This window comes from Murdochiella vaginalis, from assembly GCF_902381775.1.
Taxonomy (GTDB): domain Bacteria; phylum Bacillota; class Clostridia; order Tissierellales; family Peptoniphilaceae; genus Murdochiella; species Murdochiella vaginalis.
Genome location: NZ_LR698969.1, coordinates 317,395 through 336,453 on the forward strand (window position 1 = coordinate 317,395; position 19,059 = coordinate 336,453).

The following is a 19,059-nucleotide window of genomic DNA, read 5'->3' on the forward strand; positions in this document are numbered from 1 at the left end:
TGAAGGGGTATATGATGAGCCCATACCATAATAGAAGAAAGAAGTAACGGTACAACCGCCGGAAAGGCGGTACGGAATGCCGAACACCGATACGGATGAAAGGAAACCGTCGGGCTTTTGGAGTAGAGACGAGGAACTATGCTTTATCACGCAGGATTGGATGTCGGATCGACCACAGTGAAGGTCGTCTGTCTCGACGAAGAGGATCGAATTTGTTTTTCGGTCTATCGTCGACATAAAAGTGATGTCAAACGAACGGTGGAGCAGGTCATGCAGGAATTGCTGGACACCATCGGCAATGCGCCGATTCAGCTGGCGGTGACCGGTTCCGGGGGAATGTTTCTGGAAGACTACCTTGGCATTCCTTTTGTCCAGGAAGTCATTGCCGAAACCAAGGCGATTCGCACCCTGCTTCCCCATACGGAAGTGATTATTGAATTGGGCGGAGAAGACTCCAAGATCACCTATTTATCCGGCAGCGTCGAGCAGCGGATGAATTCCATCTGTGCCGGCGGCACGGGGGCTTTCATCGATCAGATGGCGAGCTTGCTGGATACGGATGCCTCGGGACTGAATGCGATGGCGTCCGAGTACGAAAAAATCTATCCCATCGCCTCTCGCTGCGGCGTGTTTGCCAAAACGGACGTGCAGGCGCTTCTCAATCAGGGTGCGTCCCATGAAGACATTGCGATGAGTGTGTTTCAATCCGTCGTCAACCAGACCATTTCCAACCTGGCCTGCGGTCGGCCCATTCGCGGCAACATCACCTTTTTGGGCGGCCCGCTGCACTTTTTAGATCAGCTGCGCGTGCGCTTCATTGAAACGCTCGGCAGCGAAAACAATACCTTTACCACCCCGGAAGACGGACAACTATTTGTCGCTCGTGGGGCAGCTTTCCTTGCCCAGGAAGAGGCCGACGTTCAGGATCTGCAACGGATTGTGGATCGGTTCTCGTCGGGAAAAGAGCTCGTTACCGAAGAGCGCAAGCTCATGGAACCCCTCTTTACCTCTTCGGAAGAATACGAAGCCTTCCGCAAGAACCATGAGACCAACAAAGAAGTGTACGGGACGCTTTCGGACTATCATGGACCGACGTATTTAGGCATCGACTCCGGTTCCACCACCGCCAAAATGGTGCTCATCGGGAAAGACAACCAAATTCTCTATACGCATTATTCCTCCAACCGCGGACGGCCGCTGGAGCATATCATCGAGCATCTGCAGGAGATTTATACACAGCTGAATGACGACGCCTATATCGCCAGTTCCGGCATTACCGGCTATGGTGAGGACTTCATTCAGGCGGCGCTGCAAGTGGACACCGGCGAGGTGGAAACCATTGCGCATTACACCGCGGCTCACTATTACGATCCCGATGTGGATTTCATTTTGGACATCGGCGGCCAGGATATGAAAGCCATGCACATTTCGGATGGCGTCATCGATTCGATTCAGCTGAACGAAGCGTGCTCCTCCGGCTGCGGTTCGTTTCTCTCGACCTTTGCCGCTTCGGTCGGCATGCGCGTCGAAGAGTTTCAGCAGGCGGCGCTTTTTGCCGAAAAGCCGGTGGATCTGGGCAGCCGCTGTACGGTATTCATGAATTCCAAAGTGAAACAGGCGCAAAAAGAGGGCTCCGATGTCGGCGACATTGCCGCCGGGCTTTGCTATTCCGTCATAAAGAATGCCATTCAAAAGGTTATTAAGGTGCGGGATCCGAAAACACTGGGCAAAAATCTGGTGGTGCAGGGCGGAACCTTCTATGGCGATGCGATTTTACGCGCCTTTGAAAAGATTACGGGTCGTCATGCCACACGACCGGCCATTGCCGGCTTAATGGGCGCGATGGGCATGGCACTGATTGCCAAGAGTCGTTCCATGGGAAAGAGCGGTATCAAAACCGCCGAGGAATTGGCGGATTTCACCTATACGCAGAAAATGGCACGCTGCGGGCGCTGCACCAACAACTGCGCTTTGACCATCAATGTTTTTTCCGACGGAACGCGCTATATTTCCGGTAACCGCTGCGAACGCGGAGCGGGTGTGGTGCGCAAGGAAAAGGGACTTCCGAATCTGTATCAGTACAAATACGACAGACTCTTTCACTATTACAGCAGCATCGGCGAGGAACAGGCCAAATTCCCGACCGTGGGCTTGCCGCGCGTACTGAACATGTATGAAAATCTGCCGTTCTGGCATACGTTCTTCAGTCGCCTGGGCTTTCCGGTCGTGCTTTCGGGGGAAAGCTCGCGCGCGATGTATGACAAGGGGTTGGCGTCCATTTCGTCCGAGACCGTGTGCTATCCGGCCAAACTTGTGCACGGCCACATGGAAGATCTCGTCGAAAAGGGCGTGCGCCTGATTTTTTATCCGAGTGTTTTCTATGAAACAAAGCAGTTTGAAAAAGCGGCAAACCAGATCAACTGTCCGGTGGTGATCGGCTTTCCGGAAGTGATCAAGAACAACGTTTCCTCGTTGGAGGAAAACGGCGTGACGTATCTGCATCCCTTCCTGTCCTTTGCGGACGAGCGGACGCTCACGGAACGCCTGACGCAGGTTTTTGCGCATTTTACCGTGGATGGAAAAGCCATGGAAATTCCGGCTGCAGCCATCCGCCGCGCGGTTTCCGCTGCTTGGGAAGAACAGAAAAACTATCATCGCGACATTCGCCGCGAAGGACGGGCCGCGCTCGAATGGATGAAGCAACATCATGCGAAGGGCATTGTACTCTCGGGCCGTCCGTATCATGTGGATAAAGAGGTCAACCACGGCATCCCGGAGCTGATTAACGGCATGGGACTTGCCGTTCTCAGTGAGGACAGCGTCGCCATGAATCAGCAGGATGTTTCCGAGGAATTGCGCGTGCTGGATCAATGGGTCTACCATAGCCGCCTCTATCGTGCAGCGGAATTTGTCACAGCGCATCCCGATCTGGAACTGATTCAGCTCAATTCCTTCGGCTGCGGGCTGGATGCCGTCACGTCCGACCAGGTGCAGGAAATCCTTGAAAGCAAGGGAAAAATCTATACGCTGCTGAAAATTGACGAGGTGTCCAATCTCGGCGCGGTCAAGATTCGTATTCGGTCCCTCTTGCAGGCGCTTTCCGGCAGCGAGCAGGAAGAAAAGCGCGTAGCAGAACAGCCCGCGGCAGAACGGGCCGCGGCAGAACAGCCTGCAAAGCACTTCCGAAACGATTCCTATGCTCCGGCGAAGGCTCCATTTACGAAACAGATGAAAAAAGAGGGCTACACCATCCTCGTGCCGAACATGGCGCCGGATCATTTCGCCATTCTGGAGCAGGCACTGGCCGGGGAAGGCTACCATTTCGATTTTCTTACACGCGTAGATCAGTCCGTGATTGACGCGGGCTTAAAATATGTGAATAACGACTCGTGCTATCCGTCGATTACCGTCATCGGCCAGATGTTGGAAGCGCTGGAGAGCGGAAAATATGACCCCGACCGCACGGCGCTCTTGATGACGCAGACGGGCGGCGCGTGTCGTGCGTCCAATTACGTCGGCTACATCCGCAAGGGGCTGGCCGACATGGGCTATCCGCAGGTGCCGGTGATTGCACTTTCGGTGCAGGGCATTGAAGTTTCCGAAGGCTTTACCTTCGGCCCGTCGTTGCTGAACAAGGCCGGCTATGCGCTGGTGGCAGGCGATCTTGTCATGCGCTGTGCGAACGCCACGCGTCCCTATGAGAAAAACGCGGGACAGACGGACCGTCTCAAAGACAAGTGGATTGCGCGTTTTGCCGAATTTGTCGTGCGTCCGCATCGTTCGTTGTTTAAGAAACTTTGTGCCGACTGCGTTGAAGAATTTGATACCGTGCCGCGCGTGGCGCGCACCTGCCCGAAAGCGGGCATCGTCGGCGAAATTTTGGTCAAATACTTGCCGGAAGCGAATAACCACTTGCAGAAGCTGTTGGAGGACGAAGGCGCCGAGGTCATCGTTCCCGATTTGATGGACTTTCTGGTGTATTCCTTCCGCAATGCGAAACATAAGAGCGAACTGCTCGGCAAGAGCAAATTGCTGGGCTTTGTCTCGAGCGGACTGGGCGTATCGGCCATTGAATACTATCGAAAACCCGCCAGAAAAGCGCTGCGCGCCTCGAAACATTTCCAAGAGCCGCCCTATGCGAAACAGATCGAACGGTATGCCGAAGAAGTCGTCTCGCTGGGGCATCAATACGGCGAAGGCTGGCTTTTGGCCGGGGAAATGATCGAATTAATTGCACAGGGCGCGCCGAACATTGTCTGCATTCAGCCGTTTGGCTGTTTGCCCAACCATATTACCGGCAAGGGCGTCATGAAGGCGGTTCGCGAAAAGCATCCGGAGGCCAACATCATTGCGATCGACTATGATCCCGGTGCCTCCGAAGTCAACCAGATCAACCGCGTCAAGCTCATGATGAGCTCCGCCTGGGAAGTGGTCGGCGGGCGAGGAGACAAAAAAGCGGAACGCAAGGCATCCGGAGACGGCACGACAGGGTCCGCCGGCATGGATCCGCCTGTCATTCTGCGCCGGGAAAAACAAAGCGGGGAGGAAGACTATGCGCAAAGAACGCAAAGATGAACACATTGAACAGGTGTTGCGAACCGAACCGTATGGCGGCACGCTCCTGGATCAGGTGGTGCTGGAGCCGGTCTCGTTTCCGGAACTGGCCCTTTCCGACATTGATACCTCGGTGAAGTTTTTCGGTCGCACCATTCCGGCACCGCTCATGATCAATGCCATGACGGGCGGCACGGATATGACCAAGGGCATCAACCGGGATTTGGCGCAGATCGCCAAGGATTTCGGCTTGCCCATGCAGGTCGGCTCGCAGGTCATCGCGCTCGAAGATCCGAAAGCGGTGGATTCCTTCCGCATTGTGCGCGAAACGTTGGGGCAAGACGGCCTTATTATCGGCAATGTGTCGGCAGGTGTTTCGGTGGATCAGGTGGCACGTGCTATGGAGATGATCGATGCGCAGGGCATCGGCGTGCATGTCAATCCTTCCCAGGAAATGGCCCAGGAAGAGGGCGATCGCGATTTTCGCGGCTTGTATGATAATCTGCGGTGCATCGCGGAAGCCTTTCCCGGAAAAGTGATTGTTAAGGAAGTGGGCTTCGGCATGAGTCGGCAGGACGGGCGTCTGCTTCGCGATGTTCCCGTGGAATACATTGATGTTTCGGGATCGGGCGGAACCAATTTTATGGAAGTGGAAGACCAACGCTCCATGCGCCGCGATCTGACGGAATTTTATTCCTGGGGCATTCCGACGGCAAAGGCGATTTGGAATGTGCATAAGGAATGTCCAAATACCAAGCGGATCGCGTCGGGCGGCATCACCACGGCGACGGATGTGTTGCATGCCCATGTGCTGGGGGCGGATATGAGCGCGATTTCCGGGGAGCTTTTGCGTTACTTGATGCATGGCTCACTGGAATATGCGGAAGAATATTTACAGGGCGTTTTGGATAACATCGCGATGGGCCTACTGCTTTTGGGATGCCGGACGATGGCGGATTTACATCACATTCCCTATCTGATGGTCGGTCGCCTGAAAGAGATGGTCGATGCGGAGGAACGCACCGAAGGACGAAAGGGAAGAGCATGAGCGAGGAAAATACGCGAAAAAAGCCGGTATTTTACAAGGAACCCCATGAAAAGAGTCGGATCCGTCATGTGGTGGCGGTCATGTCGGGAAAGGGCGGCGTCGGTAAGTCCATGGTGACGACGATGTGCGCGCTTGCCATGCAGCAGACCGGACGGGAAGCGGCGATTCTGGATGCCGACGTGACGGGCCCGTCCATTCCTCATGCATTCGGCCTCGAAGGAGGACTCGAACGACGAGACGGCATCCCTTATGCTCGGCGCACAAAGAGTGGCATTCAAGTCGTTTCCACGAACCTGATTTTGCCGCATGACACCGATCCGGTGCTCTGGAAAGGGGCGCTCGTCGGAAGCGCGATTCAGCAATTCTGGACGGAAGTGGTCTACGAAGATGTAGATTACCTTTTTGTGGATATGCCCCCGGGCACGGGCGATGTACCGTTAACGGTATTTCAGATGATTCCTGTGGATGGGGTGCTCATCGTCACTTCGCCGCAGGAGCTGGTGAGCATGGTGGTCGAGAAAGCCATCAACATGACCAAGATGATGAGCCTTCCGGTATTTGGTATTATGGAAAATATGAGTTACTTTGAAGCGCCGGATACGAAACGACGCTATGAAATCTTCGGCAAAAGCCGTATCGACGAAGTGGCGGCGCGCTATGACCTTCCGGTGCTGGCAAAGCTCGCCATCAACCCGACCATAGCGAGCTTAATCGATGAGGGTCGTGTTGAGGAAGCCGATACAAGCCCCTTTGCCCCGACCATTGACGCCATTCTGGAAAAGGAAGCCGAATAGCGCGCTCAGCAAAAGGAAGCGCGCCCGAAGAAACGCATTCCACACAAGGAGGAAATATGGAATCCATAGAACAGCTTGCCATACAAACCATACGCTTGTTAAGCGTGGATCAGATCAATCAAGCCAACTCCGGCCATCCCGGCCTGCCCCTGGGTGCAGCACCCATGGCCTATACTCTCTTTACGCAGTTTTTGCGGCAGAATCCGAAAAATCCGGATTGGTCCAACCGCGACCGCTTTGTGCTCTCGGCCGGCCACGGTTCGGCCTTGCTCTACAGTCTGCTGCATCTGTCGGGATACGACCTTTCTCTTGACGATCTGAAGCAGTTTCGTCAGCTTAACGCGAAAACACCGGGGCATCCCGAAGTGCATCATACGCCGGGCGTCGAGGCGACCACCGGGCCGCTCGGGCAGGGATTTGCCAACGGTGTGGGCATGGCCATGGCCGAAGCGCATTTGGCGGCTTGCTATAATCGCGACGGTGTAACGCTCGTGGATCACGACACCTATGTCCTTTGCGGCGACGGTGATCTCATGGAAGGCGTCAGCGCGGAAGCGGCATCTCTGGCCGGCCGTCTCAAGCTCGGCAAGCTCATCGTTCTGTATGATTCCAACGACATCTGTCTGGACGGCAAGACCGACCAGGTCTTTACGGAAAACGTGGCGGAGCGATTCCGCGCCTATGGTTGGCAGGTGCTCGACGTTGCCGACGGCAACGACATCAATGCCATTGCCGAGGCGATTCGCGAAGCCCGTGTCGATAAGGAACATCCGACGCTCATTGAAGTACACACCGTCATCGGCTACGGGTCGCCAAAGGCCGGCACCAACAGCGTGCATGGTGCCCCGCTTGGCGAAGAGGCGACCGCGTCCTTAAAAAAGACATTGGGCTGGGACTATCCCGCGTTTACCGTTCCCGAGGAAGTACAGGCGCATTTCGCCGAGACCGTCGGAAAACGCGGCGAACACGAGGAACAGGCCTGGCAAGAGCGCTTTGACCAATTGGCCGAGAAAGACCCGAAGCTGGCACAAGCCTATAGGGACGCGTTTGCCGGCAAATTGCCGGAAAACTGGGCGGAGCAGCTGCCCTCCTGGAAGGAAGGCGACAAAGCCGAGGCGACGCGTGCCACATCCCATACGGTGATTCAGGCCATTGCGAAAGCGGTACCGAATTTCTGGGGCGGCTCTGCGGATTTGTCCAGTTCCAATAAAACGCAAATCGGTGGGGAAGGCGCCTTCCGCGTGGAGGATGATGCCGATCGCAACATTTGGTATGGCGTGCGCGAATTTGCCATGGCGGCCATTAACAACGGCATTGCGCTGCACGGCGGCACCAAAGTTTTCGGTGCGACCTTCTTTGTTTTCTCGGATTATTTCCGCGGCGCAGCGCGTGTTGCCGCCCTGTCGAAGTTACCGGTGATGTATGTATTGACACATGATAGCGTAGCGGTCGGCGAAGACGGTCCCACGCATGAACCGATTGAACAGCTTGCCAGCTGGCGCGCCATGCCGAATATGGACGTGATTCGTCCGGCGGATGCCAACGAAACGGCGCAGGCTTGGCGTCTGGCGATGGAGAGCACGGATCATCCGACCATGCTCGTCCTCACGCGTCAGAACATTCCGGTGCTGCCGCATACGCACGAGAAGGCCGAAGAGGGCGTTGCTCGCGGCGGCTATGTGCTGTCGCCGTCGAAAAAAGAGACGCCGGACGGCATTTTAATCGGCACGGGTTCCGAGGTCCAACTGCTTGTCGAAGCGCAGAAAATTCTGGCCGCGGACGGCATTGAGGTTTCAGTGGTTTCTATGCCGAGTACCGCACGTTTTGATCAGCAGGATGCGGCATACCGCGAAAAGGTCTTGCCTTCCACGGTGCGTCATCGCTTGAGTCTCGAAGCAGCAACCACCTTCGGGTGGGAACGCTACGTCGGTCTGGACGGTATCGCGCTGGGCATTGACCGCTTCGGTCTGTCTGCGCCGGCGGAGGAAGTGCTCCAGGAATTGGGTATAACAACGCAAGCGGTGGTTAAGGCATACCGCGACACGTTCACACGATAAGTCGCAGCCTCGCCGAAGGGCGGGGCTTTTACGTAGGAAAGAGGAGAACATGTCCGCATTATTGGAACTGAAAGATTTGTATGTCGGCGTTGATCAAACCGACATTCTGAAAGGGATCAACCTGACTATTCACCCGGGCGAAATTCATGTGGTAATGGGGCCCAATGGCGCCGGGAAATCGACGCTTGCCAATGCCATCATGGCGCACCCCCGTTATCATGTTCATAAAGGAGACATTCTGTTCGAGGGCGAGAGCATTCTCGAGGATACGGCGGATGCGCGCGCCCGAAAAGGAATTTTCCTCAGCTTTCAAACGCCGCAGGAAGTTCCCGGTGTCAGCGTCGAAGATTTTCTGCGCACGGCCAAGGGCCAGCGCGAGGGAAAAACACCATCGGTATTGAAATTCAAGAAAGCGCTCGCAGCAAAAATGGAAGCCCTGTCTATGGCACCGGAATACGCGGAACGCTATTTGAACGTCGGCTTTTCCGGCGGCGAAAAGAAAAAGACCGAAATTTTGCAGATGCAGGTGCTGGATCCGAAGCTGATTCTGTTGGATGAGACGGATTCGGGTCTGGATGTCGATGCGGTGCGCATTGTCAGCCGGGGGGTTGCCGAGTTTCTGGATGATACGAAGGCTTGCCTCATTATTACGCATATCAGCGGGATCTTAGAGTATCTGCATCCCGACTTTGTTCATGTGATCATCGACGGCAAATTGGTGAAGAACGGTGGGCCGGAAGTAGCGGAGCGCATCAACCGCGAAGGCTACGAATGGATTCGCCGCGAGATGGCCGAGGAGGTCACCGATGAACAGAAATGAGGATGCGGCGTTGCGCCACGCACGGCGAAAAGCGGAACGCGAAGCACGCTTGGCGGCCGGTGAATTTGAGGCGCCGGAAAAATCCGAGGTTGCGGATCTGCCGCGTGGCGTATACGATCTGAGAAATCCGTTTGAATATGATGTCAAGGTGGAAAACGGCTTGACAGAGGACATTATTCGCGAGATTTCCGCCAATAAAGAGGAGCCCTCTTGGATGCTGGAAAAACGCTTAGAGGCGTTGGACATTTTCAACGCTTCCGAGAATCCCAATTGGGGCCCGGATTTGCACGCCGTCGACATGAACCGCATTTCGACCTATGTGCGCCCCAAGGCACAAATGGCTCGAGATTGGCAAAATGTGCCCGACGAGATTCGCGATACGTTTACCAAGCTGGGCATTCCGGAAGCGGAGTTGGAATCGCTGGCAGGCGTGGGCGCGCAGTACGATTCCGAGGTGGTTTACCACAATATGCGCAGTTATCTTTCGGAACAGGGTGTTATTTACACCGATTTTGAATCGGCGGTGCACGAATATCCCGACATCATTAAAGCCCATTTCGGAAAACTGATTACCCCGCGCCTGCATCGCTATGCGGCTCTGCATTACGCCGTTTGGTCGGGCGGCTCCTTTGTCTATGTGCCAAAGGGCGTGGATGTGGATATTCCTTTGCAGAGCTATTTTCGTCTGAATGCACCCGGCGCCGGTCAGTTTGAACATACGCTCATACTGGTGGAAGAGGGCGGCTCGGTGCATTTCATCGAAGGCTGCTCGGCACCGAAATACAATACGCTGAATCTTCATGCCGGCGCTGTAGAGCTCTATGTCAAAGAAAACGCGCATCTGCGCTATTCCACGATTGAAAACTGGTCGCGAAATATGTATAACCTCAACACCAAGCGCGCACGGGTGGAAAAAGGCGGCTCCATCGAATGGGTTTCCGGCTCGTTCGGCTCGGCCTGTTCCATGCTGTATCCGTCCAGTCTTCTGGTCGGGGAAGGCGCGCGAAGCGAGTTCACCGGCATCACCTTTGCCGGAAAAGGGCAATATCTCGACACCGGCGCACAGGTGATGCACTATGCGCCTAACACGTATTCTACGATCAATTCCAAGTCCATCTCCAAGTCGGGCGGCGTCGCGATCTATCGCGGGACGGTCGATATCGGCGAGAATGCGGCGGGCTCAAAATGCTCGGTATCGTGCGAATCGCTGATGCTGGATGCGGAAAGTCGCTCCGATACCATCCCGGCCATTCGCATTGCTACGGAAGATGTGGATCTGGGGCATGAGGCGAAAATCGGGCGTATCGATGAAACGGCGATCTTTTATCTGATGAGTCGCGGCATTCCCGAAGAAGAGGCCAAAGCCATGATTGTGCGCGGCTTTGCGGAACCGATTGCGAAAGAGCTGCCGATGGAATATGCGGTGGAGATGAACAATCTGATCACTTTGGAATTGAAAGGAGCGATCGGATGAGCACGTTGCATACCGAACCGAAACAAAAGAACCATATTTGCGAAGAACGGGGAAGTGAGCTGCCTGCGCGCACCTGCCGATGGCTGAAAGTCAACGACGTGGCAACGGAGCTGGAGCGCTATCCCGGCTTTATGCCGTTTGACGGTCTCACCGTTTCCGGCGTGGAAGGCGATGTCGAAGAAAAGGGCAAAGCCGAGCATAATTCCATAAAATATGGAATTATCACCCCAAAACAGGCTAATAAATCCATAAAATATGGAATTGAGGAGGCAAAAGAACCTCAAAATTCCATAACATATGGAATATCAAAAACGGCAGAAATCTTAAATCGGCAGAATTCCAACGTTTTGCGTGATTGGTCGATGACGGATGGCGCAGAAGAAACTCTATATTTCATGGCAACCGAGGAAAATCCCTCGCTCCAGGATCGATTGACCGTGCATGTTCCGTGCGGACACTGTGCGACGCTGATTCTCCATGTGGAAAGCGATGAAACGGTCAAGGGCCGTCGAAACGGCGTTCTTCACATAGAAGTGGAAGAGGATGCGGACCTCAAGCTCGTTTTGCTCAATCGCCTGAACAAGGACTGCATCAGCAATCAAAGCGTGTCTTTTACGGTGGCGGATGGCGGCAATCTGCGTATTGCCCACGTGGAAATGGGCGGCGCACGCACCAACTATCACCTCAGCGGCGATCTCGAGGGCGTCGAAGCGAAGATGGAAGAATACGTCGCCTATCTTGCCCAGGAGAAGGAAGCGCTGGATCTCTTCTACCATGTTCGTTTTCACGGGCTCTACACAGAGGGAATTATCCGCGCGGATGGTGCTCTGTTCGATGAGGCTTATAAGTCTTTCCGCGGAACGCTGGATTTTTTGGAAGGCGCGCGCGGCGCTGTGGGGGATGAAGAAGAGGTGACGGTGCTGATGAGCGAGAAGGCCCGTTCGGTAGCCGTTCCGATTCTGCTCTGTCATGAAGACGCGGTCCAAGGTAATCACGCGACCTCCGCAGGGCGCGTGGATGAAGAGATGCTTTTCTACCTCATGAGCCGCGGTCTCAGTCGACAGGAAGCGGAGGGCATGATTGTGGAATCGCGTATGGCGCAAACGCTGGATCGCATTCCCAATGTCGCGTTGCGCGAAAGTATTCATCAGGCCATTCATGATCGTCTGACAAAGAGAAAGAGATAAACATGAACGAACAGCAACAAAAAATATTGCGCGACCCGGGCTTTTCACTCGATGCCGTGCGCCGCGATTTTCCGTATTTGGAGGAGGAACAGCCCGTCATCTATTTGGATAATGCGGCAACCACGCAGCGTCCACGGCAGGTGCTGGAGCGCATGCAACAGTTTTATGCACACGAAAATGCGAATCCTCTGCGCGGCAATCACCGACTGTCGCTTTACGCTACGCAGGCCTATGAGCAGGCGCGGGAACATGTTGCCCGCTTTATAGGTGCGAAGAGCGCACGAGAGATCGTTTTTACGCGCAATGCGACCGAATCCCTCAACCTTATAGCGTATAATTATGCGCTTTACGTCTTAAAACCGGGCGATGAAGTGCTCATCACCCGCATGGAACACCATTCCAACTGCGTCAACTGGCAATTCGCCTGCCAACAATCCGGCGCCACCCTGCGCTATGTCGAACTGGGCGAGGATTACCAGCTGGATGAAGCGGACTTCGAGGCGAAGCTCAGTGAGAAGACGAAAGTGTTGGCCTTTAGTGCCGCTTCCAACGTCATCGCGACGTTGCCGCCGGTCAAGGCAATGATCGCGAAGGCGCATGCCGTCGGCGCTACGGTCGTGGTGGACGGTGCGCAATATGCACCACACAGCCCCGTGAATGTGACGGATTGGGACTGCGACTTTTTCGCTTTTTCCGGTCACAAGATGGGGTCACCTTTCGGCATCGGCGTGTTATACGGCAAACAAGCGCTTTTGGAGGCGATGCCGCCGTTCCTTTTCGGCGGAGAAATGATTGAATATGTCGAGGATACATCCTCTACCTTTGCCGAGCTGCCTTATAAATTTGAGGCCGGCACGATGAACGTCGGCGGGGCCGTGGGCCTGGATGCCGCCATTACGTATCTGGAAGGGCTCGGTATGGAGAATATCGAAGCCTATGAAAAGGCACTGGCCGCCTACCTCGCCGAGGAATTGGAAAAACTCGGCGGCGTCACCATCTATCGGCCGAAACACCACGATTGTGGCACCATGGTTGCATTTAATCTAGATGGAGCCCATCCCCATGACGTCTCCACGATTATGGATGCCTCAGATGTGGCCATTCGCTCCGGGCATCATTGCACGCAGCCGCTACATCGCGGCTTGCACATCAGCGCCAGCTGCCGCGCGAGCGTCGCCTTCTATAACACCGTAGCTGAAGTGGATGCGTTTCTGGAGGCAGTCAAGGAAGTGCGCCGCGTGATGGGCATTCCGGAAGCCGAAACGCAGACGCCGTATGGCGAGGAGGCCTGAAATGGACATGAAGCAAATTTATACACAGATTGTGATGGAGCATGCCCGTCAATCGGCGCATCGTCACGAACTGGCGGATGCGACGGACAGTGAGCGCGGCCATAATCCCAGCTGCGGAGACGATATTACCCTGCACATCAAACGCGAAGGGGATAGGATTGAAGAGCTTTCCTTTACAGGACACGGCTGCGCCATTAGCCAAGCGTCGACGTCTCTGCTTTGCGAATTGTTGGAAGGAAAATCCGTAGAGGAAGCCAAACAAGCGATCGAAGCCTTTCTCGCGATGATTAAGGGGGAGGAGCAGGATGACGACGTTCTCGAAGAACAGTTGGGCGACGCCGTCGCGTTAAAAGATATTTCGCACATGCCCCAGCGCGTCAAATGCGCGGTGTTGGCCTGGCGAACGCTAAACGACATGCTGGAAAAGGAGAACGAAGAAAAATGAGGAGAATGCGAACGAGGATCGGTATGCTGAGCCTTGCCCTGCTTGTTGCGCTGAGCGCATGCGGAAACACAGCGAAACCGAAGAGCAGCGAAAGTGTTTTACAGTCGGTGGAATCGTCGGAATCCTCCTCGGCAGAGGAAAAGCAAAGCTCTTCGAAGGAAGAGAGCGATTCCGGCGATCCGGCGGCTTCTTCCGAGGAGCTGACCGAGGAGCAGAAAACGTACGAGAAGATCATTGCGACGTATCCCGCCATCACCATGAAGGACGTCAATGACGCCATCGAGGACAAGGAGGAATTGCTTTTCTACGCCGGACGTGTCACCTGCCCCTATTGTGTGAAGTTTACGCCGACGCTGAAGGAGATCGTAAGCGATAACGAGCTGTCTCTCTCAGCGCTCGACACGACGAAGGAACCGTCCTTCCTGGACTTTGCCGACAAACACGGAATCGAGTATATTCCGGCGGTGATCTATATTAAGGACGGAGAGGTACGATCCGTAAAAATGGACGATCCGTACCCGCGCGCAGATGTCGAAGCGGAAATGAAAGCGGTGGGTATTCCACTAAAATGAATTTTCTTTCATTGCGGTGATTGATATTGCACTTGTGAAGAAGTAAAGAATAGGTTATAATTACGACAATTGCGGAACGTTTTCAAAGGAACGGTTATTGCCTTTCAAAACGGAGAGTCGGCAAACGTCGGTCGTTTTCGGGATTTCTCGAAACGGTAGTACCGCAGTTGAAGTCGTACTGTTGTAGGAAAGAAGAACCGGTAACCAATGAGAGTAGGAGGAGAAAGATGAACAGCAAGAAATTTGCTGCCCTGGGTTTGGCCCTGTTATTGGGACTGACCTCATGTGGGGCTCCGGCCAACAAAGATTCACAAGCCGGTGGAGACACCTCGGCAAGTGACACCTCGGGCGCAGCGCAGACGGGCGAAAAGCTTGAATCGGCGGACAAGGAAATCACCTTGCCGACTGACCGCGAAGTGCAGACGCTGGACTACGTCGTTACGGCGCTTGCCACAGACCATGAAATTAATGCGAATTTGGTAGATGGTCTTATGGAGACAGACCATTATGGCAAATTACAGAACGCATTGGCAGAATCGGTAGAACCGAACGAAGACTTTAGTGTTTGGACTTTTAAGATTCGTCCGGGTGTTAAATGGGTCACCAACCAGGGCGAAGAATTTGCCGAAGTAAAGGCGGAAGACTTTGTCACCGGTGTTCGTCATGGCGCAGAATTCGCCTCTGCAACAGGAGATCTGTTAACGGGGCTGGTTGATGGTTATTCCGATTATCTGAAGAGTGATTTCAGTGATGCCGCTTGGGAAAAGGTCGGTGTCAAAGCGCTGGATGACTACACGGTACAGTTCACCATGCAAAAAGGCGAAGATGGCAAGCCGATGTCGGTTCCGTATTTTCACTCTCTGACGACCTATACCGTTCTCTATCCGATTAACAAGGAATTCCTTGAGTCCAAAGGAAACGGCTGCAAACTCGGCGCGCCGAACAAAAAGGACTGCAAATTTGGTTCTAAGGAATTGGATTCGATTTTGTATAACGGAGCATTCATCCTGAGCGAGAACGTCGAGAAGTCAAAAGCTGTTTTGACAAAGAATGAAGACTACTGGGATGCCGAACATGTTTACGTCGATAAGATCACTCGTATTTTTGACGCTGGACAGGATCCCTATTCGACAATTAACGGCTTTGAAAAAGGCGTTTACTATTCTGCTGCGCTGAATCCGTCATGGGAGAATTTTGCGGATTATGCGAAAAAATATGAAGGAAAGACATCCTATTCGCTGCCGAATTCGACGGTCTTTGGAGTCGTGTTCAATTTTAATCGCAAGTCCTTTGAGCATACCAATTATGCGACAGACAAAGCGATGGCGGAAGCTACGCATAACGCGATCTTGAATGAGAATTTCCGTAAAGCGCTGCGCGCGGCGTACGATGTGAAATCCTATTTGGGTGTCGGTATGCCGGAAGATTTAGCTATCGGAAGTATGCGCAACATCAACAACGTTGCCGAAGCGGCTGAGACTTCAGACGGAAAGAACTATTACGATTTGGTCAATGAAGCTTACAATAAAGACACGGGTGAAAACCGCAACCTGAGTGATGGGCAAGCCCCCTTCTATAGCAAGGAAGAGGCTATGAAGTACATCGAAGCAGCGAAAGCAGAAGGCGTACAGTTCCCGATTCACTTGGATATTATGGTCAACAGCTCTGCCGACACGCTGACGAAGAGAGCCCAGTCGATGAAAGACTCCGTCGAAAAGAATACCGAAGGCAACATCATCATCGAATTGATTTTACGTGATTTAGAGACCATCAAAGCGGTCTGCTATAATAATACAGATCCGGAGAAGATGGACTACGATATCTCCACCTATACCGGTTGGGGCCCGGATTATCATGATCCGAAGGCGTTCGTTGATATTTATAACGCAAAGAACGGCTATTACCTGAAGGCAATGGGCTTGGGTGAAGTTGGCGAAGATGGCAAAATCGTCGATGAAGATATCAAAAAGCAAGTAGGTTTGTTGGACTACGATAAGCTGTATCGTGAGGCGGATGCTATTACGGACAATCTGGATGAGCGCTACAAAGCGTTTGCTAAAGCGGATGCCAAGCTGATCGAAAGTTGCTTCTATATCCCGACGTCGATGCAGACACGTTCGATGCGTGTAACCAAAGAGGTGCCGTTCTCAAGATTGATGGGTGCTTATGGTGTGTCGGAATACAAATACAAGGGTCTGCGCACGCAGGCGGATCTGGTCACAACAGAACAGTATAATGCCGCCATTGCGGAGTATGAGAAGAATAAATAAAGAGAAGAATGGAGAGGGAAGGGGATGAGAAATCTCATCCCCTTCTTTTCATAGTAAGGAGATAAAATGGCAAGGTATATCATTACGCGTCTCATTAAATCCGTAGTCTCCGTTCTTGTCGTTGTCAGTTTAGTCGTGCTCATTGTTTTTGAATTGATTCCGAAGACGAAGTCTTTTACGCAAGACGGCGGCTGGCAAAAAATTTCGGGAAATGCGAAGACAATTTACTACTACGGAAAACTGGAATCTCTTGGTTATTTGGAATTCATCCCCAATAACAAGATTTTCAGCGATTTGAAGCCGGAAGAAAAAGGCAATGATAAAAAGGATAGCCCCGCACAAAAAAAAGTCATCGAGGATTTAGAGAAGCGTGGATTTACCGTGGAGACGCTGGATAAGTTTGATGAGCTGAGAGGGGAAAAGATTGCCTATCGCTATTACAATCCTCTCGAGCTGATTGGAAATTTCTTCGGTCGCTTAATTGTTTGCGACCATAAAAACTATATTCAGGACCCGGAAAATCCGGACTTGGAGCGCGGATATCGCATCGAGAAAGACCATAACGGGCTTCCGGCGCTTGTTGGCTCGGGTACCTTGCATAAATATATGATTTACCTGGACGGTAATTTTCCGTTCATTCACCAGAATTTTTTTACGCTGAATTTTGGGGAATCTTTCCCGGTACAGCCCGGCGTGATGACGTTGGATGTTATTACCGACGGGCAGGGTGCCGATAAAAAAATCGAGCAAACTTTTCCGACGGGTGTAAAGATGAAGTCGCCGCTGAATCAGCACACGCTGAAATATAAGCCTAAGCTGACATCGATTGATACCAAACGCTTCAACGATCACTATGCAGATGGTAAGACGTTTAAGGAATCGATGTCCATGGTGCAGGTTTCTTATTTCTTCGGCATCGTTTCGCTCCTCATTACCTATGGCTTTTCCATTCCGTTCGCGGTGGCTATGTCCAAAAAGCCGGGCGGATTGTTAGATAAAATCGGAATCGGTTACATTAACTTGCTGATTTCGGTACCTTCTTTGGCGTTTATTTTCTTCATGAAGTACATCGGGATCCATCTCGGCTTGCCGGATATGTTCACGCATCTGGGACCGCATGATCCGCGTTCATACATCATGCCGATCCTCATTCTCGGTTTGCTGAGCACGCCTTCCTTAATGATGTGGATTCGCCGTTACATGGTTGACCAATCCACTGCCGATTACGTGAAATTTGCAAAGGCGAAGGGACTTTCCGGCATAGAAATTTCGCGCCGTCACATTTTCAAAAACGCAATGATTCCCATTGTCAGCGAGATTCCGTACTCGGTCATCTTGGCGATTTCCGGCGCGGTATTAACCGAAACTGTTTTCGGTATTCCGGGCATGGGCAAGATGCTGCCGGATGCGATTAATGCCGGCAACAACAATATGATTATCACCTTAACGTTTATTTTCACGACGTTAGCGGTTGCGGCGGTCTTTATCGGCGATATTCTCATGACGATTGTGGATCCGCGTATTTCGCTGCAGGCGAAGAAAGGAGGCCGTTAATGGAGACGAAGAGTACCTCTGTACAAGAAACGAAGGAAACGGCTGTAGCCTTGGATTCGATTCCGGAGCTTCCGCCCGATGCGTTCGAACCGCATGTGGTTGACGAAACGGCTTCTGAACACATTGTCGCCCCCGCATATTCTTATTGGCGAAGCGTATTTCGTAAGTTTTTCTCCTCGAAAGTCGCCATCGTCATGCTCGTCATTATGTTGGCGGTATTCCTGCTGGCGTTTATTCAGCCGATGCTCTCCGGTTTTCACAACATGGACGCACCGAATATCAATAATCGCGCAGCATGGTACCAACGACCTTCGTGGCAATATCCGTTCGGCACGAACGACATCGGACAGAACCTTTTTGATGCGGTTTGGGCAGGTGCGCGCACCAGTTTGTTCATCGCCTTCGTGGCGACAGCAATTGTTATGGTGATTGGCGTCATTGTTGGCATGTTTTGGGGCTTCTCCAAAAAGATTGATACCGTGATGATTGAGGTCTATAACGTCATCTCCAACATTCCGTTTACGTTGGTGGTCATGGTATTGGCATACACCTTCGGTGACGGTGTTTGGTCTCTGATTTTCGCCATGACGTGTACCACTTGGATTAGCGTGGCGTACTTTATTCGCGTGCAGGTCATGATTATTCGTGACCGTGAGTACAACTTGGCGTCGCAGACGCTGGGTTCCAGTACGCCAAAGATTATCCGTAACAATATTCTGCCGTATCTAGTATCGGTTTTGATGACGCTTCTTTCGCGTTATGTACCGATGTTCATCTCCACGGAAGTGTTCTTGAGCTTTCTTGGTGTTGGTTTGACATCCGCCATTCCGTCTTTGGGACGTATTGTGCAAAAGAACGCGCTCTATATGACTTCTGCGCCGTATCTGTTCCTTATTCCTCTTGCGGTAACCGCGTTAATCTCGGTTTCGCTCTATATTGTCGGGCAGACTCTGGCAGACGCCAGCGATCCCCGCAATCACATGGTATAGGAG

13 protein-coding genes are annotated in these 19,059 nt (G+C 52.9%); all 13 read left to right on the forward strand.

Annotated elements, in window-relative coordinates; genetic code table 11:
* Positions 1 to 138: 138 nt before the first annotated feature.
* The 13 genes from FXY30_RS01265 to oppC all read left to right on the forward strand — a co-directional run bounded on the left by FXY30_RS01265 (position 139) and on the right by oppC (position 19,056).
* Positions 139 to 4,575, forward strand: coding sequence for an acyl-CoA dehydratase activase-related protein (locus FXY30_RS01265; protein ID WP_071705013.1), 4,437 nt, complete (start codon positions 139 to 141; stop codon positions 4,573 to 4,575).
* Positions 4,553 to 5,602 (forward strand): type 2 isopentenyl-diphosphate Delta-isomerase, encoded by a 1,050-nt coding sequence (gene fni, locus FXY30_RS01270; RefSeq protein WP_071705014.1) that lies wholly within the window; start codon positions 4,553 to 4,555, stop codon positions 5,600 to 5,602. Before FXY30_RS01265 ends, fni begins: the two co-directional genes overlap by 23 nt.
* Positions 5,599 to 6,396, forward strand: a complete 798-nt coding sequence (locus tag FXY30_RS01275) for an Mrp/NBP35 family ATP-binding protein (RefSeq protein ID WP_071705015.1) — start codon at positions 5,599 to 5,601, stop codon at positions 6,394 to 6,396. The genes fni and FXY30_RS01275 overlap by 4 nt, the downstream gene beginning before the upstream one ends.
* 56 nt (positions 6,397 to 6,452) lie before the next feature.
* The gene (tkt, locus tag FXY30_RS01280) at positions 6,453 to 8,453 is read left to right on the forward strand and encodes a transketolase (protein WP_071705016.1); all 2,001 of its coding nucleotides are present in this window, start codon (positions 6,453 to 6,455) and stop codon (positions 8,451 to 8,453) included.
* A gap of 49 nt (positions 8,454 to 8,502) precedes the next feature.
* Positions 8,503 to 9,273 carry a Fe-S cluster assembly ATPase SufC gene (sufC, locus tag FXY30_RS01285; protein ID WP_071705017.1) on the forward strand — a complete coding sequence of 257 codons (771 nt, stop codon included), beginning with the start codon at positions 8,503 to 8,505 and terminating at the stop codon, positions 9,271 to 9,273.
* Positions 9,260 to 10,747 (forward strand): Fe-S cluster assembly protein SufB, encoded by a 1,488-nt coding sequence (gene sufB, locus FXY30_RS01290; RefSeq protein ID WP_197675338.1) that lies wholly within the window; start codon positions 9,260 to 9,262, stop codon positions 10,745 to 10,747. The genes sufC and sufB overlap by 14 nt, the downstream gene beginning before the upstream one ends.
* Positions 10,744 to 11,934, forward strand: coding sequence for a SufD family Fe-S cluster assembly protein (locus FXY30_RS01295; RefSeq protein WP_071705018.1), 1,191 nt, complete (start codon positions 10,744 to 10,746; stop codon positions 11,932 to 11,934). Before sufB ends, FXY30_RS01295 begins: the two co-directional genes overlap by 4 nt.
* A gap of 2 nt (positions 11,935 to 11,936) precedes the next feature.
* Positions 11,937 to 13,226 carry an aminotransferase class V-fold PLP-dependent enzyme gene (locus FXY30_RS01300; RefSeq protein ID WP_071705019.1) on the forward strand — a complete coding sequence of 430 codons (1,290 nt, stop codon included), beginning with the start codon at positions 11,937 to 11,939 and terminating at the stop codon, positions 13,224 to 13,226.
* Position 13,227: 1 nt separating this feature from the next.
* Positions 13,228 to 13,671 (forward strand): Fe-S cluster assembly sulfur transfer protein SufU, encoded by a 444-nt coding sequence (sufU, locus tag FXY30_RS01305; RefSeq protein WP_071705020.1) that lies wholly within the window; start codon positions 13,228 to 13,230, stop codon positions 13,669 to 13,671.
* On the forward strand, positions 13,668 to 14,243 hold the full coding sequence (locus tag FXY30_RS01310) for a thioredoxin domain-containing protein (protein WP_157885021.1): 576 nt from the start codon (positions 13,668 to 13,670) through the stop codon (positions 14,241 to 14,243). Before sufU ends, FXY30_RS01310 begins: the two co-directional genes overlap by 4 nt.
* 227 nt (positions 14,244 to 14,470) lie before the next feature.
* Entirely contained in the window at positions 14,471 to 16,513 is a 2,043-nt protein-coding gene (locus tag FXY30_RS01315) for an ABC transporter substrate-binding protein (protein WP_071705022.1), read from the forward strand.
* Between the two features lie 66 nt (positions 16,514 to 16,579).
* Positions 16,580 to 18,067, forward strand: a complete 1,488-nt coding sequence (locus FXY30_RS01320) for an ABC transporter permease (RefSeq protein WP_071705023.1) — start codon at positions 16,580 to 16,582, stop codon at positions 18,065 to 18,067.
* Positions 18,067 to 19,056 carry an oligopeptide ABC transporter permease OppC gene (gene oppC, locus FXY30_RS01325; RefSeq protein ID WP_097677414.1) on the forward strand — a complete coding sequence of 330 codons (990 nt, stop codon included), beginning with the start codon at positions 18,067 to 18,069 and terminating at the stop codon, positions 19,054 to 19,056. Before FXY30_RS01320 ends, oppC begins: the two co-directional genes overlap by 1 nt.
* Positions 19,057 to 19,059 lie beyond the last annotated feature (3 nt).